A 17,324-nucleotide genomic window follows, 5' to 3' on the forward strand; every position below is an offset into this window, starting at 1 on the left:
CAGAAGGAGCTGGGCATGGGCGTGGTGATGATCACGCACGACCTGGGCGTGGTGGCCGAGAGCTGCGACCGGGTGGTGGTGATGTACGCAGGGCGCAAGGTGGAGGAAGCCGATGTAATGGACCTGTTCGACCGGCCGCTGCATCCGTACACGCGCGCGCTGATGGCCTCGATGCCGGCGATGAACACGCAGGCCGCGCGGCTGGCGGAGATTCCGGGGCTGGTGCCTTCGCCGCAGGAGCCGCGGCGTGGGTGCTCGTTCGCGGCGCGCTGCGCGTACGCCGATGCGCGCTGCCGCAGCGAGATGCCCCAGCTCACCGAGCAACATGCCGGGCCAGCCACCGGGCACGGCGGCAGCCACGTGGTCGCCTGCTTCGCCGTGGAGGAGCAGCGCATCGATCTCTCGCCGCCCAAGGCGGCCGGCGCCGCAGCAGCAACCTCCGAGGCCGTCACCGCATGAACGCCGTTCTTTCTTCCGAGGCCACCGGGACGGCATCCGCATCGCCGATCGCCACCGCGCCCATCACCGCACCCGCCAACACGCTGCTGAAGGTCGAGAACCTCAAGAAGCACTACATCTCGCCCAAGCGCTGGCTGTCGAAGCAGCGCCCGCCGATCCAGGCGGTCGACGGCGTGTCCTTCCACGTGGCGCGCGGCGAGACACTGTCGCTGGTGGGCGAGTCGGGCTGCGGCAAGACGACCACGGCCAAGTCGGTGATGCGGCTGATCGAGCCGACCTCGGGTTCGGTGACGCTCGACGGCGAGGAGCTGACGACGCTGAGCGCCGAGCAGATGCGGCTGCGCCGGCGCGACGTGCAGATCATCTTCCAGGACCCGTACGCGTCGCTGAGCCCGCGGCTGGCGGCCGGCGAGATCGTGGCCGAGCCGCTGAAGAACTTCGGCATGCCCGCGGCCGAGCGCAAGGAACGGGTGCGCTGGCTGTTCAGCAAGGTCGGGCTGCGGCCCGAGGCGGTGACGAAGTTCCCGCACGAGTTCTCGGGCGGGCAGCGCCAGCGGCTGGGCATTGCGCGGGCGCTGGCGTTGAACCCGAAGCTGATCGTGTGCGACGAGCCGGTGTCGGCGCTGGACGTGTCGGTGCAGGCGCAGGTGGTGAATCTGCTGATGGACCTGCAGGCGGAGTTCGGCATCGCCTATCTCTTCGTGGCGCACGACCTGGCGGTGGTGCGCCACATCAGCCACCGCGTGGCGGTGATGTACCTGGGCCACATCGTGGAGGTGGCCGACCGCGACACGCTGTTCTCGGCGCCGCGCCATCCGTACACGGAGATCCTGCTGTCGGCGGTGCCGGTGCCCAACCCGCGCACGCCGGCCAGGCGGATGCTGCTGCAGGGCGATCCGCCGAGCCCGGCCAATCCGCCGAGCGGTTGCCGCTTCCACACGCGCTGCCCGCTGGCGCAGGCCATCTGCAAGTCCGACGACCCGGCGCTCAGCGAGCGCACTTCGAGTTCGAGCGGCGGGCACTGGGTCGCCTGCCATTTCAGATGAACCGCGCATCTCCGCCGAACACGCTCCCACATCCTTCTCCACATCACCTTCATCGAAGAGCCACCACATCATGACCATCGAGCGCTATCCCGCCCCGCTTCCCGTTCCCCTTTCCAGTGCCGTGCGCGCCGGCGGATTTCTCTTCTTGTCGGGCGTCCTCGCCATCGATGCGACCGGGCAGATTCTCGACGGCGGCATACAGGCTCAGACACAGGAATGCCTGGTCCGGATCGCATCCCAGCTCAAGGCCCGCGGTGCGTCGATGGCCGACGTCGTGAAGGTCACGGTCTGGCTGGCGGACCTCGACGACTTCTCAGCGTTCAACGACGAATATGCACGCCATTTCACGGATGGACTCCCGACCCGATCGACCGTCGAGGCAAAGCTCTACAAAGGGGCTCTCGTAGAAATCGAGGCGCAGGCTTGGGTCGGTTGAATACGCACACCATGTCCATCGTCGAGACGTCCACAACAGAGCTTCGAAGACTCATTGCCGACAGGCAACTGTCTCCAGTGGAGCTGCTGGAAGCCTGCATCGCCCGGATCGAGCAGGTCAATCCGTTCGTGAATGCCGTGACGGCGACATGCTTCGAACGTGCCCGAACCGAGGCCAAGGTCGCCGAGTCCGCCGTGATGGCCGGCGCACCGCTGGGTCTGTTGCACGGACTCCCGATCGGCGTCAAGGATCTCGAAGCGACCCAAGGTCTGCTGACGACGGGTGGATCGGCCATCTACCGCAACCATGTACCCGACGAAGACATCGAGCTCGTCAAACGCCTGCGGCGCGCGGGCGGCATCGTGACAGCGAAGACCAATGTGCCGGAGATGGGCGCCGGCGCCAATACGCGCAACACCGTGTGGGGCGCCACCGGCAACCCGTTCAATCCCAACCTCAACGCCGGCGGGTCTTCGGGTGGCTCGGCCGCGGCATTGGCATGCGACATGCTGCCTGTCTGCACCGGCTCCGACACAGGCGGCTCCTTGCGGATCCCGGCCGCGATCTGTGGCGTGGTCGGCTTCAGGCCTTCACCCGGCATCGTTCCCAGTGTGCGCAAGGTTCTGGGCTGGACACCCATATCCGTCGTCGGCCCGCTGGGAAGGACGGTTGCCGACGCCTGTCTCCAACTGGCCGCGACTGCGGGTATGCATGCCGGAGATCCTCTCAGCTATCCACTGGATCCCCTGTCGTTCCTCTTTCCCCCGGACGTCGACCTCTCGTCGCTGCGCATCGGATGGACCGAGGACTTCGGCACGTGCGCAGTCGATGACGGCATCCGCGCCGTGTTCAGAGAAAAGGTTCGATCCATCCGCCATCTGTTCAAGGCTTGCGACGAGATCGATGTCGACCTGGCGGAGGTCCATCGGTGCTTCGATGTCTTGCGAGCGGAATCCTTCGTCGCCGGACTCCATGCCGCCTATCGGAAGAACCCGGACAGTCTCGGCCCGAACACCCGTGCCAACTACGAGATGGGCGCAAAGATGAGTCTCCAGGACAGCGCCTGGGCGCAGGCAGAGCAGACACGGCTTCTCCATACCTTCCAGCGCACGTTCGAAGACTGCGACCTCATCCTGTCGCCGACGACCCCGGTCTCGCCGTTTCCGTGGACGCAGCTCTACGCGGACGCAATCAACGGTGTCAGGCAGGAAAACTATTACCGCTGGTTGAGCCTGACCTATGTCGTGACTCTGGCGACGCATCCGGCCATCTCGATCCCTTGCGGCGTCGACCACAGGGGCATGCCATTCGGACTGCAGGTGGTGGGACGATTCAGATCCGATCGAGAAGTGCTCGGTGCCGCGCACGCGCTCGAACGATGGTTCATCGGCATCGAGGGACTCGGCCGTCCTCGACCCAACCTGACCCATCTGCAAGATGCGGTCCCCACACTGCGGTCCATCGTCACGACCCCTCCCGACTTGTCGGCTACAGCGTCCGGCCCTGCGCCCGGCTCTGCGGTCTGACCCATCCAGACGAACTGCAATGAGCGACAAAGATACTGTTTCCTGGGCGTTCCCCTATCCCTCCCAACGCATGCCCGCATTGGCCGACAACATGGCCAGCACGGAGCATCCGCTTGCAACCAACGCTGCGCTGCAGATCCTTGCCAGAGGCGGTTCGGCCGTCGATGCAGCCATCGCAGCAGGCATCACCATGACCGTGGTGGCGCCCTGCATGAACGGGATCGGCGGCGATCTCTTCGCCATCGTCTGGGACGGACATGCGCTGCAGGGTCTCAACGCTTCGGGGCGCTCGCCCGCGGCATGGACCCGGGAGCACTTCGCCCGATACGACAAGATGCCGCCGCTCGGCTGGGACGCAGTGACGGTGCCCGGCGCGGTGTCGGGCTGGGTCGCGCTGTCGGAACGCTTCGGGAAGCTGCCGTTTGCAGACCTCTTCGAGCCCGCCATCCGCTACGCAACGGACGGTTATCTCGTCACCCCCATCGTCAGCCGGCAATGGCAAGCCCAGGTCCCCGTCTTCAGTCACATCCCCGGCTTCGCCGACGCATTCGCCCCTGGCGGGCGCGCACCTCTGCCCGGTGAACGCTTCCGGTGCGAAGGCCAGGCGCAGACGCTGACGACCATCGCCAACACGGGAGGCGCGGACTTCTATCACGGCGAAGTCGCCAGACGCATCGAAGACTACGCGGCGGCAACGGGCGGCACCATGACACGTGCTGACCTCGCGGAGCACCGCGCCGACTGGGTCGAGACGATCCATGCGGACTACGGCGACCTGGCGCTTCACGAGATCGGACCGAACGGCCAGGGAATCGGTGCACTCATGGCCCTCGGCATGCTGGACAGCCTGGGGGTTCAAGGGATCGAACCGGACTCGCCGGACTTCTTCCACCTGCAGATCGAGGCCATGAAGCTGGCCTTCGCCGACATCCATGCGTACGTCGGTGATCCTGCGGCGATGCTTGAGGTCTCCGCGGCGCACTTGCTGGGAGCCGACTATCTTGCCGAGCGGGCCGGCGCCATCGACATGGCGCGCGCCTCGTTCCCGGGACCCGGCAAGCCGCATGCCGGCGGGACGATCTATCTGACAGTGGCAGACAAGCAAGGGATGATGGTCTCGTTCATCCAGTCCAACTTCAAGGGCTTTGGGTCCGGCCTCGTCGTGCCTGGCACAGGCATTGCGCTGCACAACCGAGGCTGGGGTTTCAATCTGATTGCTGGCCACCCCAACGAGGTGGGTCCTCGCAAACGACCGTTCCATACGATCATCCCCGGCTTCCTGATGAAGGCCGGAAAGCCGCTGATGAGTTTCGGCGTGATGGGCGGCTCGATTCAGGCGCAAGGCCATCTCCAGGTGACCTTGAGAGCAGCCCACGGACAGAATCCCCAGGCCATCATCGACGCACCGCGCTGGCGAATCATGGACGACAACATGACCGTCCTGGTCGAATGGAATTTCCCTGAATCGGCCGTTGGCGAATTGCGCAGACGCGGGCACACCATCGTTGTGGCCCCACGTTTTTCAGACGAGTTCGGCGGATCGCAAGCGATCATGAAACTCCACGACGGTTATCTCGGTGCGTCAGATCATCGAAAGGATGGCCAAGCCAGCGGCGTCTGATGGCGAGATCAGGCGCCGAAAGCACCGTCGATCGTGTGCATCGCGCCCGTCACGAAGCCCGCCTCCGGTCCCGCGAGCCAAGCGACCATGCCTGCCACCTCTTCGGAACGGCCGTGGCGCTTGATGGCCATGAAGCTGTGCATCAACTCCTTCATCGGCCCGTTCTCCGGGTTCGCATCGGTATCGATCGGACCCGGCTGCACGATGTTGATCGTGATGCCGCGCGGACCGAAATCGCGCGCCAGCCCCCGCGCGAGTCCCTGCAACGCGGATTTGCTCAGCGCATAGGACGCCATGCCGGGAACCGGCATGCGGTCTCCGTTCACCGAGCCGATCACGATGATCCGCCCGCCCGACGGCATCTGCCGCGCCGCTTCCACCGCCGCGTGGTAAGGCGCATGGATGTTGATGCGGAACAGCCGATCCACGGCATCCGGGTCCTGCTCCAGCGCGTCGCCGAAGATGGCGATGCCGGCATTGACCACCAGCACGTCCAGCGGGCCGCTGTCGCGAACCCGGGCAATGACCGCGTCCCGATCGGCACTGTCCGTCAAGAAGGCCGTGCTGCCTGTTTCGTTGGCCAGGAGCTCCGCCGCTTCGGCAGAACCGGCGTAGGTGAACACCACCCTCGCGCCATCCGCCACGAAGCGGCGGACGATGGCTGCCCCGATTCCCCGGCTGCCGCCGAGCACCAAAACCGACTTGTTCTCGAACGCTGGCATGATCACTCCTTGGTATTAATGTAGTGAATGATACATAATCAAAACCACCCTCTGTCAAGAATTTTGTAATCATGACTACAGATATTTTGCGCACGCGCGGCCGCCCTCGCCGGTTCGACCCGGATGAGGCGGTTGCCACGGCTCAGCAGCTGTTTCATGCGAAGGGCTACGACGCAGTCAGCGTCGCGGACCTGACCAAGGCGCTCGGCATCAACCCACCCAGTTTCTATGCAGCCTTCGGCAGCAAGGCCGGGCTGTATGCACGCATCCTCGATCGCTACGCCGAGACCGGCGCGATCCCTCTCAAGCAGATCCTGCGCGCGGATCGTCCGCTGGCGGTGTCGCTGGCCCAAGTGCTGGAAGCAGCCGCTCGCAGCTACGCGGCCAACCCCGCGGCCACGGGCTGCCTGGTGCTGGAAGGCACGCGTTGCAATGACACGGAAGCACGCGAGGCGGCCAGCGTGTTCCACGTCGCCGCGCAAGACGTGATTCGTCGTTGCATCGCCGAGCGCTACCCGCAGGAAGCCGATCGGCTGGCGGATTTCGTCAGCACCACCATGGCCGGGCTTTCGGCGAGCGCTCGCCATGGGCAAGGCCTGGACCGGCTGCTGGCCACCGCACGGCTGGCCGGCATGGCCATCGCGCAAACGCTTCCTGCGTGAACGCCCGGCGCGACCATGGACCGGCCGCGCAGCCCTACTCCGGAAAAGCCTTGAACTGATCCTGCAATTCAGCCATCGCCTTGAGTCTCTCGGTCACGGACGGTTGCAGCCGGCGCACGATGTAGTCGAACATGAGGTTCGTCAGGCTCAGGAACGGCGTCTGGTTGTCCCAGAAGAGCGTGCCGTCGGTATTGACCGTGAAGACCAGGTCCGTGTGGTCGTGCGCCCAGACGCAATGGCGGTCGCAAAGCACGATGAGGTCGATGCCACGTTCCTGTGCCTTCTTTGCCAGCAACTGGCTGAATCGCGTGTAGCGGCGCATCTCGAAAATCACCAGGCACGGTGATGCCGACGTGCCGGCCAAGAGATCGGCGAAAGTCCCGTCGCGTCCGTCGAGCACCCCGACGCCTGGCCTCAGATACTGGAGCCGGGCCGCGAAGTCCGACGCCATGCCGCTCACGGTCTGGAACCCTGCGACAAACACGGCATCGGCCTCCGTCAGATGCGTCAGCGCCCTGTTCCACATCGGCGTGCCGACGTACTCGTAGACATCGACCAGCGCATTGACTTCCATCTGGAGGTTGTTGTGCAGACCCTCTCCGGCTGCGCTCTTGACGACCATTCGTCCAAGCCGCCCGCCGACCTTCAGCTCGGGACTGAGCGTGGCCTCGCGCAGTTCCGCCTTGACCGCGCCGATGCCCTCGTAGCCGATGCTGCGCAGGAAGCGGCCGACGGTCATCTGGCTCACGCCGACCCTGGCAGCAATGCCGGCCGCGCTTTCAAAAGGCAACAGGTGCAGGTTGCCGAGCATGTAGCTCGCGATGCTGCGCTCCGCAGGCGTCATGCGGGCGAACTGGGCGTTGATGCGCTCGCCGAGCTTGGAGGGTGGGACGGAGCGTCGCATGCGGCGGACTCAGCGGAGTGTCGTGGCCGGCACGCGGTCGAACCAGGGCCGCGCCTGTTCGAGTTGGCCAGCGACCCTCAGCAGCAGACCCTCGCGGCCATGCGCTGCGCTGAACATCACGCCCACCGGCAGGCCGTCGGGTGTCCAGTGCAAAGGAACGGACATGCTCGGCTGGCCGGTCATGTTGAACATGCTGGTGAATGGCGAGAAGTGCATCAGGGCGGCGACGTATTGCTCGATGTCGGGGTTGCTCATCCGTTGCGGCCCGAGAGGCCCGGGTGGATGGCCCAGCGTGGGGCTCAGCAAGAGGTCGTAGTGTGCATGAAATTCACCCATGCGCCGCCCCTGCAAATGGATGGCCAGCAGCGCGTTGTCATGGTCGACCGCCGACAGTGTCTGCGCGTGCCGCACGGCATCCCAGGTGACCGCTTCGACGTCGTCTTCGCGCAGCTTGCGGCCCAGCGCCGCGGCGCGCCGCTGCAACGACGAAGAGACGCCGGTGGCGACCAGCGTCCATGACGCCGCACCCAGTTCCGCTGCATTTCCGGGCGGCATGGCTTCGACGACTTCGTGGCCCAGCTCCTGCATCAGCAAGGCCGCATTGCGCGCGGCGGCCAGGCATTCGCCGTCGACGGGCAGCCCCGACAACGGCGCAAGTTGAAGCGCGATCCGCAGCCGTCCCGGCGGCGTCGACACCTCCTGGAGATAGGGGCGTTCGACCGGCGGTGCCGCATAAGGGTCGCCACTTGCCGGGCCCTGGGTCGCATCGAGCAACGCAGCGCTGTCGCGCACGCTGCGCGTGAGTACGTGCACAGCGCCCATGCTGCCCCAGGTCTCGCCGATCAACGGCCCGACGGGCGTACGGGCGCGCGTGGGCTTGAGTCCGAACAGGCCGCAGCATGATGCGGGGATGCGGATGGAGCCGCCACCGTCGCTGCCCTGCGCAGCGGGCACGATCCCGGCGGCCACCGCCGCAGCGGCGCCACCGGAGGAGCCACCGGCCGTGCGCTCCAGGTCCCACGGATTGCGCGTGCTGCCGTGCAGTGCGGATTCGGTCGAGGCGGCCAGCCCCATCTCCGGCGTGTTGGTCTTGCCGAAGATCACCAGCCCGGCCTGCTTGTACCGGGCGACGAGTGTCGAGTCCCGCGTTGCGACGGCATTGGCGTAGAGCTTGCAACTGTTGCTTGTGACTGTCCCCTCCAACTGCGCGGAGATGTCCTTCAACAGGAAGGGCACGCCTCGAAACGGCCCGCTCGGCAAGCCCTGGCGCACCGCCTCGCGCGCGAGCTCGAAATGTTTCTGGGTTACCGCATTGATGGCCGGATTCACCGTCTCTGCGCGGGCGATCGCGGCGTCGAGCAATTCCAACGGACTGATCTCTCCGCGGCTGACGCATTGGGCCAGGCCTACAGCGTCGTGGCTTCGGTAGTCGCTGAACGTGAGCATTTCGGGATTCCTTTCTGTATGAGCGGACAACGTCGACCCGTCACCGACGGCCATGCGCCAGTGTCGAGTGAATGTTATCTCAATAAACATTAAATTGACTAACTGTTATGTGAATCACATAATCGCGCCAACTCGACATATTCATTCAGGAGTTCCAGTTCATGAAGATTGCTTTGATGAGAGGACGGCCAGGCCGTCGGACACTTGCGCTGCTGGCGATGGCCGCCGTCACTGCATGGGCGGGTGTTGCGCCGTCGATGGCGCAGTCGCCCCAGACAGGCAAGGAGCTGTCCTGGGGCGCCAACGCCGACCTCGACACGATGGACGTCCACATGGCAGGGACCGTCGCATCGTGGGCAATCTACGAGCACGTCTACGAAACACTGCTGACCACCGACAAGGACATGCACCTGCAGCCGGGCCTGGCCGTGTCGTGGAGCCAGCCCTCGCCGACCAGCTACGTGCTCGTCCTGCGCAAGGAGGCGAAGTGGTCGAACGGGCGGCCCGTGACGGCTGCCGACGTCATCGGCAGCCTGCAGCGCATCACGGGCGTGGAGATGAATCCGGCCGGCGTCGCGGCCGCAAAGACGGACGAGGAGAAGAAGAAAGCCAGCAACCGCATCGTTTCGTACTGGTCGCGCCAGTTCGGTTCGATCAAGACGCTGACGGCGGTGGACGACCAGACCGTCAGGATCGACCTGGAGAAGCCGCACGCCGCGTTCCTGGCGTCGCTCGCACACATCACGGCCGCGATCCTTCCGATGAAGGAGTTCCGCGACGGCAGCTTCGACCCGACCCGCAGCCTCCTGGGCTCGGGCCCGTTCATGGTCGAGACATACAAGCCCAAGGAGAGCTGGACGCTGGTGCGCAATCCGTATTACTGGCGGCCGGGCTATCCGAAGGCCGATCGCCTGAACGTGCGCATCATCCCCGACGATGCCGCGCGCATCGCCGCGCTGCGCGACGGCCGCATCGACTACGCAGGCTTCTCCAATCCCGACATCGGCCGCCTGGTCGCGAGCGACAACCGCCTCGTCGTGACCTCGCAGAACACGACCAACTACTACCGCCTGGACATCAACGCGTTGTCCGAGAAGTCGCCCTTCAAGGACAAGCGGCTGCGCCAGGCGATGAACCTCGCCATCGACCGCGATGCCATCGCCAGCATCGTGTTCGCAGGCGCCGCAAAGCCCGACTACCCGATTCCCCGCGCCTTCGGCAAGGCCGCGTGCCACGACCTCGACACCTACAAGCTGCCACGTGCGGAGCGCCTGGCCAAGGCGCGCGAGCTGGTCGCCGCCACCGGCAAGCCGAGCGTGGACGTGGAGATCATTGCGCCAGCCTCCGACCCGACCTACGCGCGCATTGCGCAGGTGATCCAGCAGAACGTGAAGCCGGCCGGCATCAACGTGAAGATCCAGCAACTGCCGACGGCCGAAGCGCTGAACCGCGTCTTCACCAAGGGCGAGTTCGACGCCGCCCTTTCATGGCTGGCCGGCTACAGCGACCCGTCGATGGTGATCGCCTGGTGGAACCCCAAGTTCGCGGTCTGGAACAAGATGTTCCAGGAGTACGTCCCTTCGCTCGCGGATGCGCTGGAGAAGGTCAAGAGCGAATCGGCTGGCGCAGAGCGCGACACGCAGCTCGCCGACATCTGCCGCGGCATCGACGATGGCGCCAACATCCTGGCGCTGGTCGACAAGGTGGACTTCTTCGTCCATCGCAGCGACCGCGTGGCGATCCGCCTCGACCCGGTTTCCGGCTCGTCGAACACGTACCAGTACGTGGCCGAATTCGACCCGAAGAAGCGATGAGCCGCGGTGTGACACCAAGCGCCGGACGCTGACGACATGTTGCGGCTGGCCTTCTTTCTGATACCGCGCCTGCTGATCGGCGCGACGACCATGCTGGGCGTCTCGCTCCTGGTCTTCATCTCGTTGCGCCTCGTGCCGGGCGGCTACGCAGATGTCCTGCTCGGCCCGTTCGCCACGCCCGAAACACGGGCGTTGATCAGTGCCCGATACGGCCTGGACCAGCCGGTCGTCGTTCAATTCGGCCAATGGCTCATGGCGTTGATGCACGGCGACTTCGGTGTGTCGATGGTCAGCAACACGCCGGTGATCGACGAGATGCTGCGGCGCGTGCCGGTCACTGCCGAGCTGGCGTCGCTCACGCTGCTGCTCGTGCTGCTGGTGGGTTTCCCGATCGGCGTGTGGAGTGCCGTGGCCGAAGGGGCGAGCGGCGGGCGCATCGGCCGCCTCGTCGGCGCGCTGGGTGCGAGCGTGCCGGAATTCGTCGTCGGCAGCGTGCTGATCTTCGTCTTCTCGACATGGTCGCTGGGTTTGAAGGTCGGCGGCTTCGTCCCGTTCTCGGAAGATGCCTGGGGCAACCTCAAGACAGTGGTCCTGCCGGTCGCGTCGCTGAGCATCTTCGGCATTGCGCTGATCCTGCGCATCACGCGCGACGCAGTCCTTCGTACCCTGACCGAAGGCCACATCCTCGCCGCGGTCGGCCGCGGCGACCCGCCACTGCGCATCGTGCGCCATCACATTCTTCGCAATGCGTCGATCCCCGTGGTGACCGTCACCGCGACCTACTTCGGCTTTCTCCTCGGCGGTGCCGTCATTGCGGAGGTGTTGTTCTCCATTCCCGGCGTCGGCTACTACATCTACAGCTCGCTGGAGGGCCGGGACTATGCCGTGGTGCAGGCCGGCGTGCTGATCGCCGCCTTCGTGTTCGTGGCGCTGAACATGGCCGCCGACGTAGCCTATGCGCTCATCGACCCGCGCATCGGCGCGGCGCGGGGTGCCCGATGAGAGCCGCACGCGCGTTGTGGCGCTTTCTCCGGGCCGATCCGCTGGGGCTGCTGGGCGCGGTTCTGCTCGTGCTGCTGGTATTCGTGGGCACCGTCGGGCCGTTGCTGCCCCTGGGCGACCCCGAGGCGATCGGCGCGGGTCCAAGGCTCGCCGGCCCCAGCCTCGCCTTTCCGATGGGCACCGACGAACTGGGGCGGGACTACCTGCCCCGGGTGGTCCAGGGCATCGGCGCCACCTTCCTGGTCTCTTCCGCTGCCGTGCTGATCACCGGCCTGCTCGGCACGCTGCTGGGCATGGTCGCGGGCTACATGCAGGGCTTCACGGACTCGCTCATCGCGCGTTTGGCCGACGTGCTGTTCGCCTTTCCCGCACTGCTGTTCGGACTGCTTGCCGCCGCGGTGCTCGGGGCCGGCGGCAGCGCCGCGGTCGTGGTGATCGCCACGGCCACGCTGCCGCTGTTCGTGCGGGTGATCCGCGCAGCCACGCTGTCGGTGTCGAAGCGCGACTTCGTGGTCGCTGCCACGGTGTCCGGCGCGTCGACATGGCGCGTGCTGCGCATCCACATCCTGCCCAACGTGTGGGGTGCCGCGGTTGTCCAGCTGAGCTATGCGCTGTCGGTCGGCATGCTGATCGAAAGCGGCCTGAGCTTTCTCGGACTCGGCGTGCAGCCGCCGCTCGCGTCGCTCGGGTCGCTGTTGCGGCTGGGTAGCGTCTATCTCAACCTGTCGCCTTCACTGGTGCTCATACCGGGACTGTGTCTCGCGCTGTCGATCATGTCTGTCAATCTTCTCGGTGACGCGATACGCGACGCACTCGAACCCTTGCGCGGAAGGCCGCTGCAATGAGCGACGACGTCGAACTTCGGGGCCTTGTGATCTCCTACCGCATGGGGCGCGGCCAGGCGCCGGTGCGCGCGCTGGACGGCGTGGACCTCGACATCGCGGCGGGCGACAGCCTGGCCATCGTCGGCGAGAGCGGGTCGGGAAAATCGACGCTGGGCATGGCCATCGGCCGGCTGCTGGCGCCGAACGCGCAGGTCGAAGCGGGCGATGTGCGCATCGGGGGTCATTCGGCCTTGTCGTGCACGCCCGATGCGCTGCGCAGGCTGCGCCGGGAGAAGCTGGGCATCGTCTACCAGAACCCGATGGCGGCGCTGGACCCGACGATGCGCGTCGGACGCCAGGTCGCACTGGCGCTCGGCGCCGGTGCGACGCGCGCGGACGTCGAGGCGCTGCTCGATCGTGTCGGCTTGCCCGACGCTGCGCAGACGTCGGCCAAGTTCCCGCATGAACTCTCGGGCGGCATGGCCCAGCGCGTCGTGATCGCCCAGGCGATCGCGCGCCGGCCGGCCATCCTGATCGCCGACGAACCCACCGCCTCGCTGGACGCTTCCGTTCAGGGCGTGATCCTTGACCTCCTGACGGCGCTGCGCGCCACCACCGGCGCCAGCCTGGTTCTGATGAGCCACGACCTGCACATGGTGACGCAGCGCTGCGAACGCCTGGCCGTGATGTACGGCGGACGAATCATCGAGACCGGCGCCAGCGGGCGCATCGCCAGCAGGCCGCGCCACCCCTACACCCGCGCGCTCATCCGGGCCGCGGCGGGCAATGAGCGTCCCGGCCAGAAGCTGCTGCCGATCCCGGGCGTTCCGCCGGTACTCAAGGGCGCCGCCACCGGCTGCACCTTCGCGCCGCGCTGCGGTATCGCGCAGGCCCGCTGCCTCGTCGAGCGGCCCGCGGAGCGCAGTGTCGACGGCCGTACCGTGGCCTGCCATTTCGCGGCAGAAGACCTCGCGCACATGGAGCGCGCGCTCGCATGACCGACATTTCCATCATCGAGTTCGCGTCACTCGGCGTGACCTACCGCAAGCGTGGACTGTGGCGGCACGTGGACGTGCCCGCCGTCAGGGGGATCACGCTGTCGATCGCGCCCGGCGAGACGCTCGGCCTGGTCGGCGAGTCGGGCTCCGGCAAGTCGACGCTGGGCCGCGTAGCGCTCGGCCTGATCGCGCCGAGTTCCGGCAGCTTCCGCTTCGATGGCCAGCCCTTCGACGACCAGGTGCGCCGCTCGGGCGCGTTGTCGGTCGTGTTCCAGCATCCCGAATGGGCGCTCAACCCGCGTCTTCGCAGCGGGCTGTCGATCATGGAACCGCTGGCGATCCAGGGCTGGGGCTCCGCCAAGGACCGATCGGACCGCGTCGACGAGATGCTCGCCAAGGTCGGCCTCCCGGCGGAACTCGCTCAGCGCTACCCGGGCGAACTGTCGGGCGGCCAGCGCCAGCGCATGGCCATCGCGCGGGCGCTGATCACGCAGCCACGCTTCGTGGTCTTCGACGAGGCCGTCAGTGCGCTCGACGTGTCGGTGCAGAGCCAGATCCTCAATCTCATCCGCCAGTTGCAGGACCAGCACGGCTTTGCCGCGCTGTTCATCTCGCACAACCTGGCTGCAACACGCTATGTCTCGCATCGCGTCGCGGTGATGCGACAAGGGGAACTGGTCGAGGTGGCCGACGCGGCCAGGTTCTATGACACCCCGGACCACCCCTACAGCCGGGCGCTGTACGCGTCGATCAGCCAACAGTCACCGGCACCAGAAAAGAGAGACATGACATGAGCGAATTCGCCATTGCGGGATTGCAGCTGGCACTCGCGGCCGAGGACAACCAGGAGCACATCGCCCGGCATATCGCGCTCACGATGCAGCGGTTCCCGTGGGTGCAGATGATCGTGCTGAGCGAGCTGGCGACCTTCGGCCCCCTGCGCGCCCGCGCGCAGCCGCTGCCGGGCCCGGCGGAGGAAGCCTACCGCCAGCTGGCGCGCCGGCATGGCATCTGGCTCGTGCCCGGCTCGCTGTACGAGCGCTGCGAGGACCGCACCTACAACACCGCCTCGGCGATCGCGCCGGACGGGACGGTGGTCGCGCGCTACCGCAAGATCTACCCGTTCCTGCCCTACGAGGCGGGCATCGCCCACGGCAGCGAAATCTCGACCTTCGACGTGCCGGGCGTCGGCCGCTTCGGCCTGTCGATCTGCTACGACCAGTGGTTCCCGGAGGTGTCGCGCGCACTCGCCTGGCGCGGCGCCGAAGTCATCCTTCATCCGACCATGACCGGCACGACCGACCGCGGGCAGGAGCTGATCCTGGCGCGAGCGAACGCGATCGCCAACCAGTGTTACTTCATCGACATCAACAGCGCGGGCGAGCTGGGCAACGGCCGATCGATCCTGGTGGGCCCGGAGGGCGACGTGCTGCATCAGGCGGGCGATGCGGCGGAAACCATTCCGATGGTGCTCGACCTGGCACGGGTGCGCCGAACGCGCGCGCATGGGCTCCAGGGGCTCGGGCAGATGCTGAAATCGTTCCGCGACACGGCCGTGCGCTTCCCTTGCTACAACCAGGCGGAGGAGTGCCCGCCGGCACTGCATGCGCTCGGCCCCTTGGCGCTGCGGACGCGGGACCATCCCGTTGCGTGATCGGCAGCCGGGCTGCTCGCCGACCTCCGTCGCTTGGTCGGATCCGCGCAAGGAGACGATGAACGTCATTTGATATCTGCTCGATGCAGGTACTGGCTGGGCGGCACCCCCAGCGTGCGGCGGAACATCGCGGTGAAGGCGCTCGGGCTCTCGTAGCCGTGCGCCAGCGCCACCTCGAGGATGGACGCGCCGGCCGCCAGCTTCGGCAAGCTCAGCAGCAGGCGCGCCTGGCGGCACCACGCGCCGAAGTTCATGCCCGTCTCGCGCTGGAAAAGACGCGCCAGCGTGCGGCTGTTCATGTGCAGGCGCAGCGCCCAGTCGTCCAGCGAGGCAGGCAGCGAGGGATCGCGCACCAGCGCTTCGCACAGCGCGGCCAGGCGCGCGTGGCGCGGCATGGGCACATGCAGCGCCAGCGCGGGCGCTGCTTCGATCTCATCGAGCATCAGCTCGATCACGCGCTCGTCACGCCCACCAGGCGCGTAGTCATGCGGCAGCGACGCGGCCGTGACGATCAGCGCACGCAGCAGCTCGCCGACGTGGATCACGCGGCAGTCGCCGCCCAGGTCGGCGCGCGTGCCTGGCTCGACGAACACGGTGCGCATCTTCACCTCGCCCGCCATTCGGATCTGGTGCGCCATGCCGGCCGGAACCCATACCCCGCGACCCGGCGGCACCACCCAGCTGCCGGCGACGGCGCTCACCAGCATCACCCCTGAGATCGCATGGATCAGCTGCCCGCGCCGGTGCGTGTGCAGCGGAATGAAGGCGTCGCCTTCAGGATCGGTCGCCAGCGCGGCCACCGCGCGCGGGGTCGACTCGCCCTCGGCAGGGCGCAGATTCAGTTTGTCCATTCCTCGACGATACATGCCGATTCGTGGCGAGAACATCTGCCCATGGCTTCCTACGATGCCTCTCCGCTACCGAAAGCCCATGGACATCAAGGAATCGATCGAATGAACAAGCGCCGACTCGGGCTGCTCACCGGCACCCATGCCGTCAACGACCTCTATCAAGGCCTGGTGCCTGCACTGCTGCCTTTCATGGTGCTGGAGCGGGGCTACAGCTACACGGCCGTCAGCGGGCTGATGCTCGCGGCCACCGGCTTGTCGAGCGTGGTGCAACCACTCTTCGGCCTGTATGCCGACCGGCACCCGCGCAGCTGGCTGGTGCCCACCGGCTTCCTGGTGGCCGCGCTGGGCGTGGTGCTGGCCGGCCTGAGCCACAGCTACCTGATGACCTGGATCGCCATCGCGCTGTGCGGACTGGGCATCGCGGCCTACCACCCGCCGGCCACCGTCGCGGCGCGGGCGGCCGGTGGCGCGTCGCAGAAAGCGATGAGCGTGTTCTCGGTCGGCGGCACCATCGGTGCCTCGTTCGCACCGGTGCTGGCAGCCACCGCGGTGAGCGGCGGTGGACTGGCGCGCAGCTACCTGCTGGGCCTGCCGGCACTGGCGATGGGCGCGGTGTGGCTGCTGGCGAACGCCGGGCGCGGCGGTGCGGCCACGGCGGCGGCCGCGAAGGCGGCGCGCACGGCCGACGCCCGATTGCTCAAGCCGCACAACGACTGGCGCGCCTTCGGCTGGCTGGTGGCGACCATCGTGGGCTGGTCGATCCCCTACGTCACCGTGTTGTCGATGCTGTCGCTGCGCATCACGCGCGACCTGCACGGCACGGCCTTTCAGGGCGCGGCGGCGCTCACTGCCTTCACGGCTGCGGGCGCGGTCGGTACGCTTCTCGGCGGCTGGCTGGGCGACCGCACGGGGCGCATCGGCACGATCCGCGCGGGCTACCTGCTCGCCCTGCCGTCGATGGCGGGCATCGTGCTCGCACCGTCGGCCGGCATGGCACTGGCCTGCACCGCGCTGCTCGGCATGAGCATGTTCCTGCCCTTCGCCGCGCAGGTGACGCTGGCGCAGGACTACCTGCCACGCAATCCGGCCACGGCCAGCGGCATCACGCTGGGGCTTGCGCTTTCGGTGGGGGGACTGGTGTCGCCGCTGTTCGGCATGTTGTCGGACGCGCGCGGGCTGGGCGTGACGATGACGGCGGCGTTGTGCGTGCTGTGCGCAGCGACGGTACTCGCGCTGCGGCTGCGCAACCGGGCGGTGCAGGTGGTGCAGGCCGAGGCGGAGACCGAAACGGCACCGGCCTGAGCACCCAGCTTTCGAATGCCTTTCATTGCGCCGGCACATCGGACGAAATTTCGTCCG

Annotated in this window: 17 protein-coding genes; 13 read left to right on the top strand and 4 right to left on the bottom strand. The window is 66.9% G+C overall.

Going from position 1 to position 17,324, the window contains the following annotated elements; all coding sequences use genetic code 11:
• The 5 genes from AC07PZ_RS11300 to AC07PZ_RS11320 form a co-directional block, all read left to right on the top strand.
• A partial coding sequence (locus AC07PZ_RS11300; protein WP_495295177.1) for an oligopeptide/dipeptide ABC transporter ATP-binding protein occupies positions 1–459 on the top strand: 459 nt, incomplete at its 5' end.
• Positions 456–1,505, top strand: a complete 1,050-nt coding sequence (locus AC07PZ_RS11305) for an ABC transporter ATP-binding protein (protein ID WP_495295178.1) — start codon at positions 456–458, stop codon at positions 1,503–1,505. The genes AC07PZ_RS11300 and AC07PZ_RS11305, both read left to right, overlap by 4 nt.
• 70 nt (positions 1,506–1,575) lie before the next feature.
• Entirely contained in the window at positions 1,576–1,941 is a 366-nt protein-coding gene (locus AC07PZ_RS11310; RefSeq protein ID WP_495295179.1) for a RidA family protein, read from the top strand.
• An 11-nt stretch (positions 1,942–1,952) separates the two neighbouring features.
• Complete coding sequence (locus tag AC07PZ_RS11315) at positions 1,953–3,467, top strand: amidase (protein WP_495295180.1); 1,515 nt, start codon at positions 1,953–1,955, stop codon at positions 3,465–3,467.
• A 19-nt stretch (positions 3,468–3,486) separates the two neighbouring features.
• Complete coding sequence (locus tag AC07PZ_RS11320) at positions 3,487–5,088, top strand: gamma-glutamyltransferase family protein (RefSeq protein WP_495295181.1); 1,602 nt, start codon at positions 3,487–3,489, stop codon at positions 5,086–5,088.
• 8 nt (positions 5,089–5,096) lie between these two features.
• On the opposite strand, the gene bdcA is transcribed toward AC07PZ_RS11320, so the two are convergent.
• The gene (bdcA, locus tag AC07PZ_RS11325) at positions 5,097–5,810 is read right to left on the bottom strand and encodes an SDR family oxidoreductase (RefSeq protein WP_495295182.1); all 714 of its coding nucleotides are present in this window, start codon (positions 5,808–5,810) and stop codon (positions 5,097–5,099) included.
• 71 nt (positions 5,811–5,881) lie between these two features.
• Here bdcA and AC07PZ_RS11330 point away from each other — a divergent pair, with 71 nt between their 5' ends.
• On the top strand, positions 5,882–6,472 hold the full coding sequence (locus tag AC07PZ_RS11330) for a TetR/AcrR family transcriptional regulator (protein WP_495295183.1): 591 nt from the start codon (positions 5,882–5,884) through the stop codon (positions 6,470–6,472).
• A 34-nt stretch (positions 6,473–6,506) separates the two neighbouring features.
• Here AC07PZ_RS11330 and AC07PZ_RS11335 read toward each other — a convergent pair whose 3' ends face one another.
• A complete protein-coding gene (locus AC07PZ_RS11335) occupies positions 6,507–7,376 on the bottom strand; it encodes a MurR/RpiR family transcriptional regulator (protein ID WP_495295184.1) in 870 nt (289 codons plus the stop codon).
• A gap of 9 nt (positions 7,377–7,385) precedes the next feature.
• A complete protein-coding gene (locus AC07PZ_RS11340) occupies positions 7,386–8,822 on the bottom strand; it encodes an amidase (protein ID WP_495295185.1) in 1,437 nt (478 codons plus the stop codon).
• 161 nt (positions 8,823–8,983) lie between these two features.
• Here AC07PZ_RS11340 and AC07PZ_RS11345 point away from each other — a divergent pair, with 161 nt between their 5' ends.
• From AC07PZ_RS11345 to AC07PZ_RS11370, 6 genes are read left to right on the top strand one after another with little or no spacing between them, the layout of a single operon-like run.
• Positions 8,984–10,636 carry an ABC transporter substrate-binding protein gene (locus AC07PZ_RS11345; RefSeq protein WP_495295186.1) on the top strand — a complete coding sequence of 551 codons (1,653 nt, stop codon included), beginning with the start codon at positions 8,984–8,986 and terminating at the stop codon, positions 10,634–10,636.
• Between the two features lie 36 nt (positions 10,637–10,672).
• Positions 10,673–11,638 (top strand): ABC transporter permease, encoded by a 966-nt coding sequence (locus AC07PZ_RS11350; RefSeq protein WP_495295187.1) that lies wholly within the window; start codon positions 10,673–10,675, stop codon positions 11,636–11,638.
• Entirely contained in the window at positions 11,635–12,483 is an 849-nt protein-coding gene (locus tag AC07PZ_RS11355; protein ID WP_495295188.1) for an ABC transporter permease, read from the top strand. The genes AC07PZ_RS11350 and AC07PZ_RS11355 overlap by 4 nt, the downstream gene beginning before the upstream one ends.
• Positions 12,480–13,460, top strand: a complete 981-nt coding sequence (locus tag AC07PZ_RS11360) for an ABC transporter ATP-binding protein (RefSeq protein WP_495295189.1) — start codon at positions 12,480–12,482, stop codon at positions 13,458–13,460. The genes AC07PZ_RS11355 and AC07PZ_RS11360 overlap by 4 nt, the downstream gene beginning before the upstream one ends.
• Entirely contained in the window at positions 13,457–14,254 is a 798-nt protein-coding gene (locus tag AC07PZ_RS11365) for an ATP-binding cassette domain-containing protein (protein WP_495295190.1), read from the top strand. The genes AC07PZ_RS11360 and AC07PZ_RS11365 overlap by 4 nt, the downstream gene beginning before the upstream one ends.
• Positions 14,251–15,114 carry a carbon-nitrogen hydrolase family protein gene (locus AC07PZ_RS11370; RefSeq protein ID WP_495295191.1) on the top strand — a complete coding sequence of 288 codons (864 nt, stop codon included), beginning with the start codon at positions 14,251–14,253 and terminating at the stop codon, positions 15,112–15,114. Before AC07PZ_RS11365 ends, AC07PZ_RS11370 begins: the two co-directional genes overlap by 4 nt.
• 65 nt (positions 15,115–15,179) lie before the next feature.
• On the opposite strand, the gene AC07PZ_RS11375 is transcribed toward AC07PZ_RS11370, so the two are convergent.
• Positions 15,180–15,965, bottom strand: a complete 786-nt coding sequence (locus AC07PZ_RS11375) for an AraC family transcriptional regulator (RefSeq protein WP_495295192.1) — start codon at positions 15,963–15,965, stop codon at positions 15,180–15,182.
• A 102-nt stretch (positions 15,966–16,067) separates the two neighbouring features.
• Here AC07PZ_RS11375 and AC07PZ_RS11380 point away from each other — a divergent pair, with 102 nt between their 5' ends.
• Entirely contained in the window at positions 16,068–17,267 is a 1,200-nt protein-coding gene (locus AC07PZ_RS11380) for an MFS transporter (protein WP_495295193.1), read from the top strand.
• Positions 17,268–17,324: the final 57 nt, after the last annotated feature.

This window comes from Variovorax sp. GW821-FHT10B04 (assembly GCF_059415645.1).